This window comes from Actinomadura darangshiensis (assembly GCF_004349235.1).
GTDB lineage: Bacteria > Actinomycetota > Actinomycetes > Streptosporangiales > Streptosporangiaceae > Spirillospora > Spirillospora darangshiensis.
Genome location: NZ_SMKY01000007.1, coordinates 18,239 through 34,687, shown reverse-complemented (window position 1 = coordinate 34,687; position 16,449 = coordinate 18,239). Strand labels below are relative to the sequence as shown.

General features: G+C 72.6%; 14 protein-coding genes. 10 read left to right on the top strand and 4 right to left on the bottom strand.

Annotated features, from left to right (window positions below):
- Positions 1–97: 97 nt before the first annotated feature.
- Positions 98–1,291 (top strand): methionine adenosyltransferase, encoded by a 1,194-nt coding sequence (gene metK / locus E1293_RS03005; RefSeq protein WP_132193516.1) that lies wholly within the window; start codon positions 98–100, stop codon positions 1,289–1,291.
- A 92-nt stretch (positions 1,292–1,383) separates the two neighbouring features.
- Here metK and E1293_RS03000 read toward each other — a convergent pair whose 3' ends face one another.
- Complete coding sequence (locus tag E1293_RS03000) at positions 1,384–2,934, bottom strand: MFS transporter (RefSeq protein ID WP_132193514.1); 1,551 nt, start codon at positions 2,932–2,934, stop codon at positions 1,384–1,386.
- 255 nt (positions 2,935–3,189) lie between these two features.
- Between E1293_RS03000 and E1293_RS02995 the strand changes: the two genes are divergently transcribed.
- The 8 genes from E1293_RS02995 to E1293_RS02960 all read left to right on the top strand — a co-directional run bounded on the left by E1293_RS02995 (position 3,190) and on the right by E1293_RS02960 (position 12,460).
- Positions 3,190–5,259: a primosomal protein N' gene (locus E1293_RS02995; protein ID WP_132193512.1), complete on the top strand. Its 2,070-nt coding sequence runs from the start codon at positions 3,190–3,192 to the stop codon at positions 5,257–5,259.
- Positions 5,260–5,275: 16 nt separating this feature from the next.
- The gene (locus E1293_RS02990; protein ID WP_132193510.1) at positions 5,276–7,084 is read left to right on the top strand and encodes a hypothetical protein; all 1,809 of its coding nucleotides are present in this window, start codon (positions 5,276–5,278) and stop codon (positions 7,082–7,084) included.
- An 88-nt stretch (positions 7,085–7,172) separates the two neighbouring features.
- Entirely contained in the window at positions 7,173–7,718 is a 546-nt protein-coding gene (gene def / locus E1293_RS02985; protein WP_132193508.1) for a peptide deformylase, read from the top strand.
- Between the two features lie 124 nt (positions 7,719–7,842).
- On the top strand, positions 7,843–8,769 hold the full coding sequence (gene fmt, locus E1293_RS02980; protein WP_132193506.1) for a methionyl-tRNA formyltransferase: 927 nt from the start codon (positions 7,843–7,845) through the stop codon (positions 8,767–8,769).
- Complete coding sequence (locus tag E1293_RS02975) at positions 8,769–10,175, top strand: RsmB/NOP family class I SAM-dependent RNA methyltransferase (protein ID WP_132193504.1); 1,407 nt, start codon at positions 8,769–8,771, stop codon at positions 10,173–10,175. Before fmt ends, E1293_RS02975 begins: the two co-directional genes overlap by 1 nt.
- A 27-nt stretch (positions 10,176–10,202) precedes the next feature.
- Positions 10,203–11,141 carry a phosphatase PAP2 family protein gene (locus E1293_RS02970; RefSeq protein WP_132193502.1) on the top strand — a complete coding sequence of 313 codons (939 nt, stop codon included), beginning with the start codon at positions 10,203–10,205 and terminating at the stop codon, positions 11,139–11,141.
- 12 nt (positions 11,142–11,153) lie between these two features.
- Positions 11,154–11,831 carry a ribulose-phosphate 3-epimerase gene (gene rpe, locus E1293_RS02965; RefSeq protein WP_132193500.1) on the top strand — a complete coding sequence of 226 codons (678 nt, stop codon included), beginning with the start codon at positions 11,154–11,156 and terminating at the stop codon, positions 11,829–11,831.
- Positions 11,828–12,460, top strand: coding sequence for an HAD-IA family hydrolase (locus E1293_RS02960; RefSeq protein WP_132193498.1), 633 nt, complete (start codon positions 11,828–11,830; stop codon positions 12,458–12,460). The genes rpe and E1293_RS02960 overlap by 4 nt, the downstream gene beginning before the upstream one ends.
- Here the strand turns inward: E1293_RS02960 and E1293_RS02955 are convergent.
- Both E1293_RS02955 and E1293_RS02950 read right to left on the bottom strand, forming a co-directional pair.
- Entirely contained in the window at positions 12,457–13,947 is a 1,491-nt protein-coding gene (locus tag E1293_RS02955) for a P-loop ATPase, Sll1717 family (protein WP_207938640.1), read from the bottom strand. The two genes, E1293_RS02960 and E1293_RS02955, sit on opposite strands and share 4 nt — an antisense overlap.
- A 111-nt stretch (positions 13,948–14,058) precedes the next feature.
- Positions 14,059–14,952 (bottom strand): SDR family oxidoreductase, encoded by an 894-nt coding sequence (locus tag E1293_RS02950; RefSeq protein ID WP_132193496.1) that lies wholly within the window; start codon positions 14,950–14,952, stop codon positions 14,059–14,061.
- A 165-nt stretch (positions 14,953–15,117) separates the two neighbouring features.
- Between E1293_RS02950 and E1293_RS02945 the strand changes: the two genes are divergently transcribed.
- Positions 15,118–16,035 carry a LysR family transcriptional regulator gene (locus E1293_RS02945; RefSeq protein ID WP_132193494.1) on the top strand — a complete coding sequence of 306 codons (918 nt, stop codon included), beginning with the start codon at positions 15,118–15,120 and terminating at the stop codon, positions 16,033–16,035.
- On the opposite strand, the gene E1293_RS02940 is transcribed toward E1293_RS02945, so the two are convergent.
- A complete protein-coding gene (locus E1293_RS02940; RefSeq protein WP_132193492.1) occupies positions 16,028–16,438 on the bottom strand; it encodes a DoxX family protein in 411 nt (136 codons plus the stop codon). The genes E1293_RS02945 and E1293_RS02940 overlap by 8 nt on opposite strands.
- Positions 16,439–16,449: the final 11 nt, after the last annotated feature.

Genomic DNA, 16,449 nt, shown 5'->3' with positions numbered 1-16,449 from the left:
GCGGGGAACCCCGGCGGGGGACGGCGTCCCCCGCCGAACTCGACAACTAATCCGTCCTGCGACGTCAGTCAGCAGCCGCTGCAAGGAGTTCACGTACGTGTCTCGCCGCCTGTTCACCTCCGAGTCCGTGACCGAGGGTCACCCGGACAAGATCGCGGACCAGATCAGCGACGCGATCCTCGACTCGATGCTCAAGGACGACCCGAAGAGCCGGGTCGCCGTCGAGACGATGATCACGACGGGTCAGGTGCATGTGGCCGGTGAGGTCACCACCGAGACCTATGTGGACATCCCGGGCGTGATCCGGGAGAAGATCCTGGAGATCGGTTACGACTCGTCCAAGAAGGGCTTCGACGGCCACTCCTGCGGCGTGTCGGTGTCGATCGGCGCCCAGTCGCCCGACATCGCGCAGGGCGTCGACGACGCCTACGAGACCCGCGAGGGCGAGGGCGTCGACGACCTGGACCGGCAGGGCGCCGGAGACCAGGGCCTGATGTTCGGCTACGCCACCAACGAGACCCCCGAGCTGATGCCGCTGCCGATCACGCTCGCGCACCGGCTCGCCCAGCGGCTCTCGGCCGTCCGCAAGAGCGGCGACGTCCCGTACCTGCGCCCGGACGGCAAGACCCAGGTCACCATCGAGTACGACGGCGAGCGCGGCGTCCGCCTCGACACCGTCGTGGTGTCCAGCCAGCACGCCCCCGACATCGACCTCAAGGAGCTGCTGGGCCCGGACGTGAAGGAGCACGTGGTCGACCCCGTGCTCGCCCAGTTCGACCTCGACATCGACGGCCACCGGCTGCTGGTGAACCCGACCGGCCGCTTCGAGATCGGCGGCCCGATGGGCGACGCCGGCCTCACCGGCCGCAAGATCATCGTGGACACCTACGGCGGCATGGCCCGGCACGGCGGCGGCGCGTTCTCCGGCAAGGACCCGTCCAAGGTCGACCGGTCCGCCGCCTACGCGATGCGCTGGGTCGCCAAGAACATCGTCGCCGCGCAGCTCGCCGACCGCGCCGAGGTGCAGGTCGCCTACGCGATCGGCAAGGCCCACCCGGTCGGGGTGTTCGTCGAGACGTTCGGCACCGAGAAGGTCGCGCCGGAGAAGATCGAGAAGGCGATCGACGACGTCTTCGACCTGCGCCCGGCCGCGATCGTCCGCGACCTGGACCTGCTCCGCCCGATCTACCAGCAGACCGCCGCCTACGGCCACTTCGGCCGCGAGCTGCCCGACTTCTCCTGGGAGTCGACCGACCGCGCCAAGGCCCTGGCCTCGGCCGCCGGTCTGTAACCCGCCGTACGGAAAGGGCCCTGGGGATCGCCCCAGGGCCCTTCTCGTTGTGTGCTGCCCCTTGTGTGCTGCCCGTGGTGCGCCGGCCCGGGTCAGGAGCCGCAGTGGTTGCCGCGGTGCAGGCCGTAGCGGGCGGCGATGGTGTAGCGGCCGGGAGTGTGCGCCTCCAGCCGGACGAAGTCGCCCGCGCGCGCGAGGCACGCGTCACCGCCCGTGGCGCTGAGCCAAGGGGACCAGGCGATCCGCACGAGGACGGACCCCTTGGACGGCATGTCGACGACAAGTTCGCCCGAGTTGAGATTGTGGACGAAGGCGGGCGCGTCCACCAGCGGCGTGGGGCGTGCCACGCGGTACAGGCGCCAGTGCTCGTCCCGCCAGATCTCGGTCAGGTACGGCTGGCCGCCTCCGACCAGCGCGGCCTCGTCCTGCGCGGACCAGTCGACCTCCTGCTCGGGCAGGACGACGTACTGGACGGCCCACTCGTGCAGCCAGTCCCGGTACGAGCCGGACGTCAGCGCGCCTTCCTTGTAGAACAGCCCGTGGCGTTCGGCGTCGACCTGGCGGTTCCAGCCGCGGGCCAGGGTGAACTGGCGGCTGAGGCCCGACGACTCCCAGTGGGAGCGCAGCGGCACGACCTCGATGCGCGAGTCGTCGGCGCCCAGGGCGTCCAGCTCGGAGATGAGGCTGCGGGCGTGGTCGGCGGCCGCACCGGCGGGCTCGGTGTGGATGAGGTCGTCGACGGGCTTCACGACCTGCCAGGACGCGGTGACGATGAACGCCAGCGACAGCACGGCGATGCGGACGCGGCCGTGCGCGCGCGCGACGGCCGACAGCAGGAACATCCCGCCGAACAGCAGTGAGAGGCGCTCGACGTTGCTGCCGACGGGGGAGGGGATCAGCCAGGTCATGAGGATCCCGGCCAGGTAGACCCCGGCGCCGACCCGGATGAACGCCCAGTTCTTCGGCGCGCACGTCAGGATCGCGACGACGCTCGCGGTGGCGGGCAGCACGATCGCGAGGAAGGAGATCGGCTGGACGCCGCTGAACGGGAACAGCAGGCTCGTCGTCCCCACCACGACGGGCAGGCCGACGGCGACGCAGATGCCCGCGCGGCGGCGGCCCGTCAGGAACAGCGCGCCCGCCAGCACCAGCAGGAACAGGCCGGCGACCGGGCTCGCGAGCGAGGCCAGGAGGCTGAGCCCGACCATGCCCGCCGCGCGCAGGGCGGGGGTGCCGCGCGGGGTGAACGCCACGATCGCGGCCATGAGCGCGAACGTCAGCCCCAGGCTGAACGTGACCCGGCCCGAGGCGGAGTTGCACGACAGCGCGAACGCGGCCCACAGGGACGCCGGCAGCGCGACGGGGGCCCGGAACTGCTTGAGCAGGTATCCGGTCAGCGCGGCCGAGAGCGTGCCGGTCACCACCGCGACCGTGCGGATGCCGAACAGCGCCATCAGGTACGGGGACATGACGCTGTAGGAGGCGGGGTGCATCCCGCCGTACCAGGCGAAGCTGTAGGCCGCGTCAGGGTGCTTCCAGGCGAAGTCCGTCCACGCGGCCTGGGCGGCCAGGTCCCCTCCCTCGGTCGCGAGGTACAGCGCCCACACCAGGTGGAGGACGCCGGCGGTCAGCGTGGCGGCCACGACGGGATGGCGCGCCCACTTCTTCCACTTGGCGGCGGACGGGGGACTCGTGGAACGGCGTGACGCCCCGGATCGAACCTGGGCGTCCGTCCGCTCTTGGGTATGCGCTGTTGTCACTTCGCCTGCATCGGCTCGTCGGACGGCGGGGAGTGCGGTACGGCCTCGGACATGGGCCGGAGGATGCGCGCCCCCGTTCAAACGGATCAACCCTAGCGTGCCGGGCGGGCTGTCGGATCGATCTGGTAGGACGGGGGCGTGACGAAGGACGGCGGGGGGACGGACCTGATTCCGGGGCTGGACGACCTGCCGCGGGTTTCCGCCGACAAGCCGAAGAAGCCCGGTAAACCGGCCAAGTCAGGGAAAAAGGGGACGCGCCGTCCGGCCGCGGAGCTGCCCGTCGCGCGGATCGCGGTCGACATGCCGCTGCCGCATCTGGACCGCCCGTTCGACTACCTCGTGCCCGCCGAGCTGGACGCCAAGGCCGTCGCCGGCTGCCGGGTGCGGGTGCGCTTCGCCGGCCAGCTCGTCGACGGCTTCCTGCTGGACCGGGTCGCCGAGAGCGGCCACGACGGCAAGCTGCTGTTCCTGGAGCGGGTCACCTCGTCCGAGGCCGTCCTGCCTCCGGCGATGGCCGCGCTGGTGCGGGAGGTGGCCGACCGGTACGCGGGCACGTTCGCGGACGTGCTGCGGCTGGCCGTCCCGCCCCGGCACGCGCGGGTGGAGGCGGAGCCGGTGGCGGCGACCGAGCCCGCCGTGCCCGAAACGTCCGGTGCGGGTGTCTGGGGTGAGTATCCGGCCGGGGAGTCGTTCCTGAACGCGCTGGCCGCTGGGAGGGCGCCACGGGCCGTCTGGACGGCGTTGCCGGGCCCTGACTGGACGGCGGCCATAGCGCGCGCGGTCGCCGTCACGCTCAAGGGCGGGCGCGGTGCCCTCGTCATGGTCGCCGACGGGCGTGACGTGGCACGGGTCGACGCGGCGCTCAAGGCGGAGCTGGGGGAGGGCCTGCATGTGGCCCTGACCGCGGAGCTGGGCCCTGCCGAGCGCTACCGGAGATGGCTGGCCGTCCTTCGCGGTAAGGCGCAGGCACTCGTCGGCACCCGCGCCGCCATGTTCGCGCCCGTGCAGGCCCTCGGGCTCGTCGTGCTCTGGGACGACGGCGACGACGTGCACGCCGAGCCGCACGCGCCGTATCCGCATCCGCGCGACGTCCTCGCCTTGCGTGCGCATAGGGCGGGGGCGGGGGCGCTGATCGGAGGCTTCACACGGACGACCGACGCCACGCAGCTGGTGGAGACCGGCTGGGCGCACGCGCTCGCCGCCGACAGGAACCGGGTCAGGGCCGCCATGCCCCGCGTCCGGTACGTGGGTGAGGACGCGCAGCTCGCCCGCGACGCCGCCGCCCGCACGGCGCGCCTGCCGAACGTCGCGTTCGAGGCGGCCCGGCAGGCGATGGAGGACGGCCCCGTCCTGGTGCAGGTGCCGAGGCGCGGATACGTCCCGGGCATCGCGTGCGGGCGGTGCCGTACGCCCGCGCACTGCCGCGCCTGCCAGGGGCCGTTGGCGCTGGCCTCGTCCCATGCCGCCCCGTACTGTCGCTGGTGCGGGCAGATCGCGGGTGACTGGCATTGCCCCGAGTGCGGCTTCTTCCAGGTGCGCGCCGTCGTCGTGGGCGCGAAACGCACGGCGGAGGAACTGGGCAGGGCGTTCCCCGGCGTCCCCGTACGCACGTCCGGCCGCGACGCCGTTCTCGAACGTGTCGGCCCGGAGAAGGCCCTCGTGGTGTCCACTCCGGGAGCCGAGCCACCTGCCGAAGGGGGGTTCGCGGCGGCGCTTCTCCTGGACGGCTGGGTGCTGCTGGGACGACCGGACCTGCGCGCAGGTGAGGAGACATTGCGGCGCTGGATGAACGCGGCGTCGCTCGTCCGCCCGCAAGGCCCGGTGATCGTGGCCGCCGAAGGGTCGCTTCCTCCCGTCCAGGCGCTCGTCCGGTGGGATCCGGTCACGTTTGCGGAGCGGGAGTTGGCCGAGCGCAAGGAAGCGGGTTTCCCGCCCGCCGCGCGGATGGCGTCGCTGACCGCGTCCCCCACCGCGATCCGGGAGCTCCTGGCCGATGCCCGGCTGCCCGGCGGCGCGGAGGTTCTCGGACCCGTTCCCGTGCCGCAGCCGGGCACCGACGTCCAGGAGAAGGAGCGCGCGCTGGTACGCGTACCCCGTGCGGCGGGGCAGGCCCTGGCGCGCGCGCTGAAGGAGGCCCAGGGGGTGCGCAGTGCGCGCAAGGCGGCGGAGACCGTCCGCGTCCAGATCGACCCCCTGGAGCTGATCTGACCAATAGGGTTCTCGGGTGGCCGACAACTGGGTGGAGACCATCGCCGGAGACCTGCGGCGGTGGGCGGACGAACGCGGCGAGACGCCGGACGAGCAGGGCGTGCGCATCCTGCTCGACCTGGCGCGGGAGGAGCTGGCCCTCGCGGGGCCGGAGGCGCTGACCCCGCAGGGCGTCCGCGAGCTGCTCCTGGAGGCCTTCCCCGAGTCGGTGGTCGCCGGCCGCGACGACGTCCCCACCGTCCTGGACGCCCTGCGCCGGATCGTCGCCTACCTGCGCGACACCGGCGCCGTCGCGGCCGCGGACGCCGACGCCCTGGAGGCGGAGGTCGACCGGACGGGCCTCGAGTTCGCCGAGGTCGTGGCCTCGGTCGACAGCGAGGAGCGGCAGGCCGCCGCCGAGGTCATCGCCGGGCTCATGGAGGCCGACGGCGTGTCCCTGGACGACCAGGGCGCCGTCGACGCGTGGGTGCGCGAGTTCGAGTCCCGGCCGGAGGAGGAGCGCTTCGCCCGCACCGAGGAGTACCTGCGGCAGGCCGCCGAGCTGGTCGTGCCGCCCGTCCGGCTGGCGCCGGAGGCCGAGCTGGCGGACGCGGCGCGCCGCTCCGGCCTCACCGGCGCCGTCCTGGCGCTGGCCCGCTGGACGGGCGAGCGGCCGCTCACCGGGCACGGCACGCTCACCGAGGACGACGCGGAGGCCGCCCGCGGCGCCCTGGGCCTCGACGCCCCGCGGCGCCACGGGCAGATGGAGGACGAAGGCGAGCTGGAACGGCTCTGGTGGGCCGCGGTAGAGGCGCACGTCATCACGGCCGAGAACGAAGCCGCCGCCCTGGGGCCTGCCCAGCCGGACCTAGAGGCGGACGACGACGCGGCACTGCTCGCCGCATGGCTCCCGCTCTTCGACGCGGTCGTCGTGCCGGAGCACGACTACGCCGACGGCCTGGACGCGGTCGAACTCGTCCAGAACGAGCTGACCGGCGTCCTCATCCACCTGTACGAGCAGGAGGAGCCGACCGAGCCCGCGGTCCTGGCCGAGGCCCTGCTGGCCCATGTCGAGGAGGCGTACGACCTCACCGACACCGAGACCATGCCCGCCCTCGTGTCGGACGCGTTCGCTCTGGAACTCGCGTCCCTTGAGGACTGGGGCATCGTCGAGCGGTCCGGCACGGGACGCGCGCTGACCCCGCTCGGCGTGTGGGCGGTCAGGAAGCTGCTCCTGGCGGACGGGTTCACCGCGCCCGTCGTCGGCGAACTGGCGGGCGCGCGCGCGTCCGAGCTGATCACCGGCCTCACCTGGTACCGGCCGGAGGCCGCCGACGAGGAGATCGACGGCTGGCTGGCGTCGCACGACCCCAAGGACGCCGCCGCCGACCTCCTCGACGTCATGCGGACCGGCGGCCCCGGCGCCCGCAACCTCGCCGCCGCCGTCCTGCACCGGATCGGCCAGGAGGCCGCCGGTGTCGTGCGCGCCGCCCAGGAGCATCCGCTGGTGTCGCCCTATGCCGCGATGTGGCTGAACGCCGCCGGAGACCCGTCCGGGCGGGAACTGGCGCGCGAGGAGTACCTCTGGGTGTTCGTCGACACGGTCGCCGGGATGATGGAGACCGCCGAACCGGAGGAGGCGGTCGAGGCCGCCCTCATCGACGCGCCTCCGGGAGCGGAGATGCGGGCCATGGTCGACGAGCTGTGGCGCACCCACCATCCGGCCGTGGCCGACGTCCTGGAGGCGTTGGGCGCCCACCATCCGGACAAGGCGACCGCCAAGGCCGCCCGTACGGCCGCCTACAAGGCGCGCTCCGCGAGCCAGGGTGCGCACCGCGGCGTGTGAACATGCCGTGAATATCCCGGGGCACACCTCCGTAGACTGGACGGTGCGTCCCAGCCCGCAGTGGAACCCGCAGGAAACGGAGCCCTCGTTGGCCGTCAAGCCCATCCGCCTCTTCGGCGACCCCGTGCTCCGCACGCCCGCGGAGCCGGTGAAGGACTTCGACAAGGAGCTGCGCCAGCTCGTCAAGGACCTCACCGACACGATGATCGACGCCCCCGGTGTGGGCCTGGCCGCGCCGCAGCTCGGTGTGGGCCTGCGCGTGTTCACCTACTACGTCGACGACCGCCTGGGCCACGTGGTCAACCCGACCCTCGACCTGTCCGACGACCAGGAGACCGACGACGAGGGCTGCCTGTCCCTGCCCGGCCTGGCCTTCCCCACGCCCCGCTCGGTCGGCGTGGTGGCGAAGGGCTTCAACATGCACGGGGAGCCGATCACGCTGGAGGGGACGCACCTGCTGGCCCGCTGCGTCCAGCACGAGAGCGACCACCTCGACGGGATCATCTTCGTCGACCGGATGGATCCCGAGCAGCGCAAGGCCGCGATGAAGGCGATCCGGGAGGCCGAGTGGTTCGGCGACCCGGCCCCCGTCGTCAAGGAGTCGCCGCACCGCACCCTCGGGAAGGCGATCTAGATGCGCCTCGCCAATCGGAGAGCACAGCGCCGGGACCCCCTTCCCAACGAGGAGCGGTACTGATGCGCCTCGCCAATCGGAGAGCACAGCGCCGGGACCCCCTTCCCAACGAGGAGCGGTACTGATGCGGCTCGTCTTCGCCGGGACCCCCGAGACCGCGCTGCCGGCCCTCACGGCGCTTCTGGGGTCCTCGCACGAGGTGGTGGCGGTCGTGACCCGCCCGGACGGGCGTTCGGGCCGCGGGCGGCATCTGAGCGCCGCACCGGTGGCCTCCCTGGCCGCCGAGGCGGGCGTCGAGGTGCTGAAACCGGCGAAGGCACGCGATCCCGAGTTCCTCGACCGGCTGCGGGAGATCGCGCCCGACTGCTGCCCGGTCGTCGCCTATGGCGCGCTGCTTCCCAGCGAGGCGCTGGAGATCCCCCGCCACGGCTGGGTGAACCTGCATTTCTCGCTGCTGCCCGCCTGGCGCGGCGCCGCACCGGTGCAGCGCGCGATCCTGCACGGCGACGACATGACCGGCGCGGCCACGTTCCAGATCGAGGAGGGCCTCGACACGGGCCCGGTCTACGGCGTCCTCACCGAGCCGATCCAGCCTGCGGACACCTCCGGCGACCTTCTGGGACGGCTCGCCGTCGCCGGTGCGAGCCTCCTCCTCGACACGATGAACGGCATCGAGGCGGGCGTCCTCGAACCCAGGCCACAGCCGACCGAGGGCGTGTCCCACGCGGCCAAGCTGACGCCCGACGACGGGCACGTCGACTGGGGGAGCCCGGCCCTGCACGTCGACCGCCTCGTGCGCGCGTGCACGCCGGCGCCCGGTGCGTGGACGAACTTCCGCGACACGCGGGTCAAGCTGGGGCCCGTCCGCCCGGCGCCGGACGCCGGCAAGCTGCCGCCCGGTGAGATCCAGACCGCCAAGAGCGAGGTACTGGTCGGGACGGCCACGCACCCTGTCGCACTGGGCGAGGTGCAGCCTCAGGGCAAGCGCCGCATGGCCGCCGCCGACTGGGTCCGCGGCGTCGACCTGACCGGCAAGGACGCGCTGCACTGATGCCGCCAGCCCGCAACCGCCGACACACGCAGAACCGCAGGCCGGGCGGCCCCCGCAAGACGGGCCGCCCCCAGGACCTCGTCCGCCGTACGGCGTTCGACGTGATCCGCGCGGTCGAGACCCGCGACGCGTACGCGAACCTGCTGCTGCCCGCCCGCCTGCGCGACCGCGGCCTCACCGGGCGCGACGCCGCCCTCGCCACCGAGCTGACCTACGGCACCCTGCGCGGCCGGGGAACCTACGACGCCGTGCTCGCCCTGTGCAGCGACCGCGAACTGCGCCGTATCGACGCCCCGCTCCTGGACGTGCTGCGCCTCGGCGCGCACCAGATCCTCGCCACCCGCATCCCGCCGCACGCCGCCGTCGGCACCACCGTGGAGCTGGCCCGGTCCGTCACCGGCCCCGGGCAGGCCAAGTTCGCCAACGCGGTGCTCCGCAAGGTCGCCTCACGCGACATGGACGCCTGGCTGGAGATCGTGGCGCCCGCCGGCGCCGACCCGACGACGCGCCTGTCGATCGCCCACAGCCACCCGAAGTGGATCGTCTCCGCGTTGCGCGACGCCGTCGGGCCGGACGAGATCGACGAACTGCTCGCAGCGGACAACGCTCGCCCCCGCGTGACGCTTGTGGCCCGCCCTGGCCGGTCCACACTCGAAGAGCTTCACGACGCGGGCGCTGAGCCCGCCCCCTACTCGCCCTACGCCGCTGTTCTGCCCGAGGGCGACCCGGCCGGTATCGCGGCCGTCAACGAGGGGCGCGCCGCGGTCCAGGACGAGGCCAGCCAAATGGTCACCTTGGCTTTGGCCGAGGCCCCCTTGGACGGACCTGACGCACGCTGGGCCGACCTCTGCGCGGGGCCCGGAGGCAAGGCCGGTCTCCTGTCGGCCATCGCGACGCAACGCGACGCGCGGCTTCTCGCCGCCGACGTCCAGCCGCACCGCGCCGGCCTCGTCCGGCGCGCCGTCGATGACCGGACGGGCGTGGTCGCCGCGGACGGCACGGCACCGGCCTGGCGTCCGGGGTCGTTCGACCGGGTCATGGTCGACGCGCCCTGCACCGGCCTGGGGGCGCTGCGCCGCCGTCCAGAGGCGCGCTGGCGCCGGGGCCCCGAATCGGTCGCCGAACTCGGTCCCCTGCAGAGGGCACTGCTCACCACGGCGCTGGAGTCGGTCCGCCCCGGCGGTGTGGTCGCCTATGTCACCTGCTCGCCCCACCTGGCCGAGACCCAGGTGGTCGTGGACGACGTCCTCCGGAAGCGCGACGACGTCGAACGGCTCGACGCCCCGGCGGTCCTGAAGGGGCTCGCCCCGGACCTCACCGGCCTGGGGGACGGCCCGTACGCGCAGTTCTGGCCGCACCGCCACGGCACCGACGCGATGTTCCTGGCCCTCCTGCGACGCACATAGCCCTGGAGGACCCGTGCTGGAGGACCCGTGCTGACCGGCTTCATGCAATTCATGTCGTACCTGGGCAGCGCGGCCTTCTACGTCCCGCTGCTGCTGGCGCTCTTCTGGTGCGTGGCGCCCCGCCTCGCCGCGAGGGCCGCGGTGGTCCTGCTGTTCGGCGCGGTCGTGAACACGATCCTCAAGCTGGTCTTCCACGCGCCGCGCCCGTACTGGACGGACCCGTCCGTCGACGGCAGGCAGTCGCTCACGTCCTTCGGGATGCCGTCCGGCCACTCCCAGAACAGCGTCGCCGGGTGGGGGTTCTTCGCCGCCCAGACGAGGCGCTGGATCCTGTGGGCGGGAGCAGCCGTCGTCGTCTTCCTGATCGGGCTTTCCCGCGTTTACCTGGGGGTCCATTCGATCGGCCAGGTGCTGGCGGGCTGGGGCATCGGCCTGGCTCTTCTCGTCGCCGTCCTTGGTCTGGAGCCGATCGTCGTCCCCTGGTGGACACGTCAGCATCTCGCCGCACAAATGGCCCTCTCCCTGGGCGTCTCCCTGCTGCTGCTGGCAGCGGCCTGGGGTGCGCTCCAGCCGCTCCAAGACTGGCAATGGCCGCAAGCCTGGTCGGAGGCAATCCAGGCCGCCGGAGGCGTCATCGGACCGATAACGCTGACCGACTCAGCCCAGGCGTCGGGCGCGCTCTGCGGCACTCTCATGGGCCTGTCCCTCTGCGCCGCACGCGGCTGGTTCGACCCGGGCGGGAAGGCTTGGCAGCGCCTGGCGCGCCTCCCGGTGGGTCTCGCGGGTACGGCTGTCATCGCCTTCTTCCAGGGCACCAGCGTGGTCCAGGCGTTCGTCGTCCAGGCGTTGCTCGCCCTGTGGGTCACGGCGGGCGCGCCGGAGGTCTTCGTCCGCCTGGGCCTGTCCGCCCGCCCCACCCCCGGTCTCACCCGGGCGGGTGACGAGCGGGCCGGGCAGCCTCAATAGAATCTGGGCATCATGGCTCCTCAGATCGCACCCAGCATCCTGTCCGCCGACTTCGCCCGCCTGGCCGAGGACGTCGCGCGCATCGCCGACTCCGCCGACTGGGTGCACGTCGACGTGATGGACAACCACTTCGTCCCGAACCTCACCCTGGGACTGCCCGTCGTCCAGGCGCTGCTCCAGCACAGCACGCTGCCGCTCGACTGCCACCTGATGATCGAGGACCCCGACCGCTGGGCCCCGGAGTACGCCGAGGCCGGAGCGAAGAGCGTCACCATCCACGCCGAGGCGGCGAAGGCCCCCATCCGCACTCTGCGCACCATCCGCGCGGCGGGCGCGCGCGCGGGCCTCGGCGTCAACCCGGCCACCCCGGTGGACGGCTTCGAGGACATCCTCGGGGAAATCGACATGCTGCTGCTGATGACCGTCGAGCCCGGCTTCGGCGGCCAGAGGTTCCTGGACGTCGTCCTGCCGAAGGTCCGCCGCGCCCGCGAGCTCATCAAGGGACGCGACCTCCCCATCTGGCTCCAGGTCGACGGCGGCGTCAGCGCCGAGACCATCGAGCGCTGCGCCGACGCCGGCGCGGACGTGTTCGTCGCCGGCAGCGCCGTCTACGGGGCCGACGACCCGGCCGAGGCCGTCGGCAAGCTGCGCGCCCAAGCAGAGGAGGCCACGGCCAAGGCGGACTGGTGATCCTCTCTTGCGCCGCGGTCCTGTTCGACGTGGACGGCACCCTCGTCGACTCGACACCCCTGGTCGAGCGAGCGGCCCGTGAATGGGCGGCCGCATACGGCATCGACCCGGACGAGTTCCTGTCCGACGCCCACGGCCGCCGGACGAGCGACCGCGTCGCCGACTTCCTCCCGGCCGGCCAGGTCCGCGAAGCCACCCAACACCTCGACGCACTGGAAGCCGCCCGCACCGACGGCATCACCGCCCTCCCCGGCGCCGTGGAACTGCTCGCTCACATGAACGGCCTGCCGCACGCCTTCGTCACCTCCATGGACAGGGCGCAGTTGAAAGTCCGCACGGACGTGGCCGGTGTGCCGCTCCCGCCCACGGTCGTGACCGCCGAAGACGTCGAGGACGGCAAACCGGACCCGTCCGGCTATCTCCAGGCAGCACGGCGGCTGGGCGTGGACCCGTCCGCCTGCGTCGTCATAGAGGACGCGCCCGCCGGCATAGCCGCCGGCCGTGCGGCCGGAGCGACGGTCGTGGCCGTGGTCACCAGCCATCCGCTGGAGTCCTTGACGGCGGCCCACCACACCGTCGAGAACCTGACCCGCGTCAGGACGACCCAGGCCGGACTGCACCTCGGCTAGGGGCGGTCGTCGATGCCGAGGGACGCGTGGAACATCTCGTGGACGCGGAAGCGCGGGACGGCCGCCAGGTTGAGGTGCTGCACCTGGTGGCTTCCGAGGTACCGGCCGTTCTGGGCGGGCTGCGCGGTGAGCAGGCCCGCCCGCCACAGGATCTCGATGAGCTCGTTCGGGTAGCAGGAAGGCAGCCATGAATCGGTGCCGTGCGTGGGGATGTCGCCGCAGGCGAGTTCGAGGCAGAGCAGTTCGAGTTCGCCGCGTTCGAACGTGTGCGGGCGGCTGCGGAACACTTCGAAGACGCTCAGCAGGCCCGGGTACTGAGAGCGGTACTCGGCGGCGATGTCCTTCGTCCGCTCGGCGGAGTAGCCGTACTCGGACCGCTCGATCGCCGCGTACGGGACGGGCAGCTTCGAGGCGCCGCCCCTGGCCTGCTCCAGGGCCTCCGAGCAGAACTGGATGAGCTCCCTCGGCCGGTACAGCGTCCGGTCGACCATGTAGCCGAACGACCCGTCGCGGCTGCTGCCCGGCGGCGGCGAGGCGAAGACCGCCGACCAGCAGGCCCGGTCGCCGGCGCGTTCCAGGGCGTCGATGTCGAAGCCCTTCTCGTGCGCCGAGTGCCGGATCCGCTTGGCGATCAGTTCCAGCAGCGACTCCTCCGACCAGTGGATCCTCTCCAGGAGGTCCCGGTGCTTCTGCGCGTCCTCGTACAGGGCGGGGATGTCGTCGTACAGCTCCTGCCGCAGCGAGATGTAGACCCGCAGGTTCCGGTGCAGGGCGTTGATGGAGACGCACGCCTGGAACAGCCCGGACACGAACGCCTTGGCGTCCTCGGAGGAGTCCCAGCCGCGGTCCAGTTCGTCCACGAGCACCACCACGCGCTGGGTGTCCAGCACCTTCCGCAGCGCCGGCAGCAGGTTCTGGATCTCCTCCAGCTTGTAGAGCCGGTCCAGCTCCCGGGTCCGCAGCCCGGCCTCGATCGGCCCGATCTTGATGGCCTCCAGCCGCTTCAGGTAGGACACGAGCAGCGACAGCGTGCCGAGCTGCTGGGCGCCGTGGCTGTCGCGGATGTAGCGGTGGATCTCCCGGCCGCCGCCCTTGGTCAGCCGCATCCCCTTGCGCGCCAGCGCCTTCATGACCAGGACGTAGATCAGGTACTTCCAGGCGGCGGCGTAGGCGCCCTGCTTGGCCCAGGAGCCGGCGTTCTCCGCCTCCATCGTCGAGCTGAGCAGCTCGTAGGAGTAGTCGTCGGGCGACAGCTCGATGACGTGGCTGCCGATGGCGCGCTCCCGCTTCGCCAGAATCTGGAAGATCGCGCTCTTCCCGGCCCCGCGGTTGCCCATCAGGATCGTCTTCGCCCCGGACCGGACGCGCTGGTAGGCCGGGGACTCCACGAAGTACTTCTCCAGTCCGCGGGAGATGTCGCGTTCCGCGGACGGCGTGCCGAAGTCGAGAACATCGAAGATCTTGGGCGACAAGGACAGCTTGGCCATGGGCCTTCCCGGATCCGCGTCAGGGGGTTCTCCGCCACCAAGTTTCACCCCTGCCTCCGGCCCCGGCAAGACCCGCCGCCGTGCGGCCGGGTACGGGCGCGGATCGCCGCCCTAGCCGCCGAAGTAGTGGCCCTCGTCCAGGTCGGGGATGAGGGCGGGCTGCTCGGGGCGCCAGCCGAGGAGCTTCTCGGTCAGGGCGCTCGACGCGGGGCCGTCGGCCGAGGCGAAGTGGGCGAGCCAGCCGAAGTGGGCGGCGGCCTCGTCCGGGGAGATGCCGGTGACCGGCACGTCCAGGTGGCGGCCGATGACGCCGGCGATCTCGCGGAACGGGACGCCCTCGTCGCCGACCGCGTGCAGCCGCGAACCCGCCGGCGCGTCCTCCAGGGCGAGCCGGAACAGGCGGGCCGCGTCGCGGCCGTGCACGGCGGGCCAGCGGTTGGCGCCGTCGCCGACGACGGCCGAGACGCCCTTCTCGCGGGCGATGCCGATGAGGGCCGGGATGAAGCCGCGGTCGCCGCGGCCGTGCACGATCGGGAGCCGGACCGCCGCCGACCGCACCCCCCGGTCCGCCAGCGCGACCGCCGCCCGGTCGGCCGGGATCCGGTGCGCTCCCGTCGAGTTCGCATCGGGCTCGACGTCCTCGGTCGCGACTCGCCCCGGCGCCGCCAGCATGATCACCGAGGCGACCGCGAAGGGCTTCCCAGAGCCCTCCAGGGCCGAGCCGATCGCCTCGATCGCGCGCAGATCGGCCGCTTCCGCGCCGGCCGTGTCGGAGAAGTCGTGCTTGTACGCCAGGTGGGCGACGCCGTCGGCCCCGGCCGCCGCGTCGCGCAGGCCGCCGGGGTCGTCGAGCGACCCCCGGCGCACCCGGGCGCCGGCGGCCGTCAGCGACGCGGCGGCCTCGTCCGAGCGGGCGAGGCCGACGACCTCGTGCCCGGCGCCGATCAGTTCGCGGACGGTGGCGGACCCGACGAACCCGGTCGCACCCGTAACGAATACGCGCATGCTGCATTCCTCCGATGAGAGCTCTGTGCTTGCGATGAGCGCTGTGCCTGCGATGAGCGCTGTGCCTTCATCGTGCGGAAAGGAGGCGGCCCCGGTCCAAAGCCTGTTCTTCACCGCGCAATACGTTTCAGGCATCACCGCACGTCCATGGCTTAGGCTGCGGGCATGCCCGACTCAGGCCCGGATCTCGACCTGCGGCTGGTGCGGTACTTCACCGTCGTCGCGGAGCAGCGGCACTTCGGCCGCGCCGCGGAGGCGCTCCACATCACGCAGCCGTCCCTGAGCCGGCAGGTCCGCCGCCTTGAGCAGCAGCTGGGCGCGCGGCTGCTGGACCGGACCCCGCAGGGCACCCGGCTCACAGAGGCGGGGGAGGCCTTCCTGCCCAGCGCCAAGGCGCTGCTGCGGTCCGCGGCCCAGACCGTGGCGGAGACCCGTGCCGCCGCCCGCCCCAGCCGGATCGCCATCGGGTTCATGACGGGCCTCATCGTCACCCCGGCGGTGCGCGAGCTGCGGCACCGCCACCCGGACGCCGACGTGCGGACCCAGCACCTCGACTGGAACGAGCCGCGCCCCTTCCTGCTCGGACACCGGGTCGACGTGGCGGTGGCCCGGCTGCCGATGAGCACCGACGGGCTGCACGTGACGGTCCTCTACGACGAGCCCAGGATGCTGCTCGTCCCCGCAGACCACCGGCTGGCCGGGAAGGAGTCGGTCACGCTCGACGACATCGCCGACGAACCCATGCCGGTGCTGCCCGACGCGTCCTGGAACGCCTTCTGGCGGATCGACCCCAGGCCGGACGGGAGCCCCGCGCCCGGCGGTCCCCTCGTCGAGGCCGTCGAGGACAAGTTCGAGCTCATCGCGTCCGGGCAGGCCGTCGCCATCGTCTCGGCCGGGCTCCGTGCGGACAGTGTCCGCCCCGACCTGACCACCGTCCCCCTGCACGGTGTCGAGCCGAGCCATGTCGTCCTGGCCACCCGCAGTGGCGACCGCAACCGTCTCGTGGGCGCTTTCCGCAAGTACGCCCGAGCCCACCTCACCGGCACCGTCCAAGCGGGGCCGGAAGGCGGGTCACTCAGGTGAACAGGGGGCCCACCAGGTTCAGACCGGGGTGCGAGTCCGAGGCGTAGAGGACGAAGAGCGCGAGGGCGCCGCCGGCCAGGGAGAGGTCCTTGAGGAACTGCTGCTGCTCCTGCTGGCGCATCTCCGGTGACTCCTGCTTCCAGAAGTCGTGGAACACGAAGGCCGTGATGAGCAGGAACGGGACGAAGGCGATGGCGGCGAGGTCGGGCCAGATGCCGAGGACGAGGAGCGCGGACGCGACCAGGATGTAGGCGCCCGACACCTGGACGGCGAGCTTGGGCTGGGGCAGTTTCTTCGCGGCCGCGTAGCCGGCCATGGCGTCGGCGGCGGTGAGGTGGCCGACCGCGGCGCCGAGGAAGATCGCCGTGAAGACGATGCGGGCGATGAGGGCGACGACGTCCATGACTGCCTCCA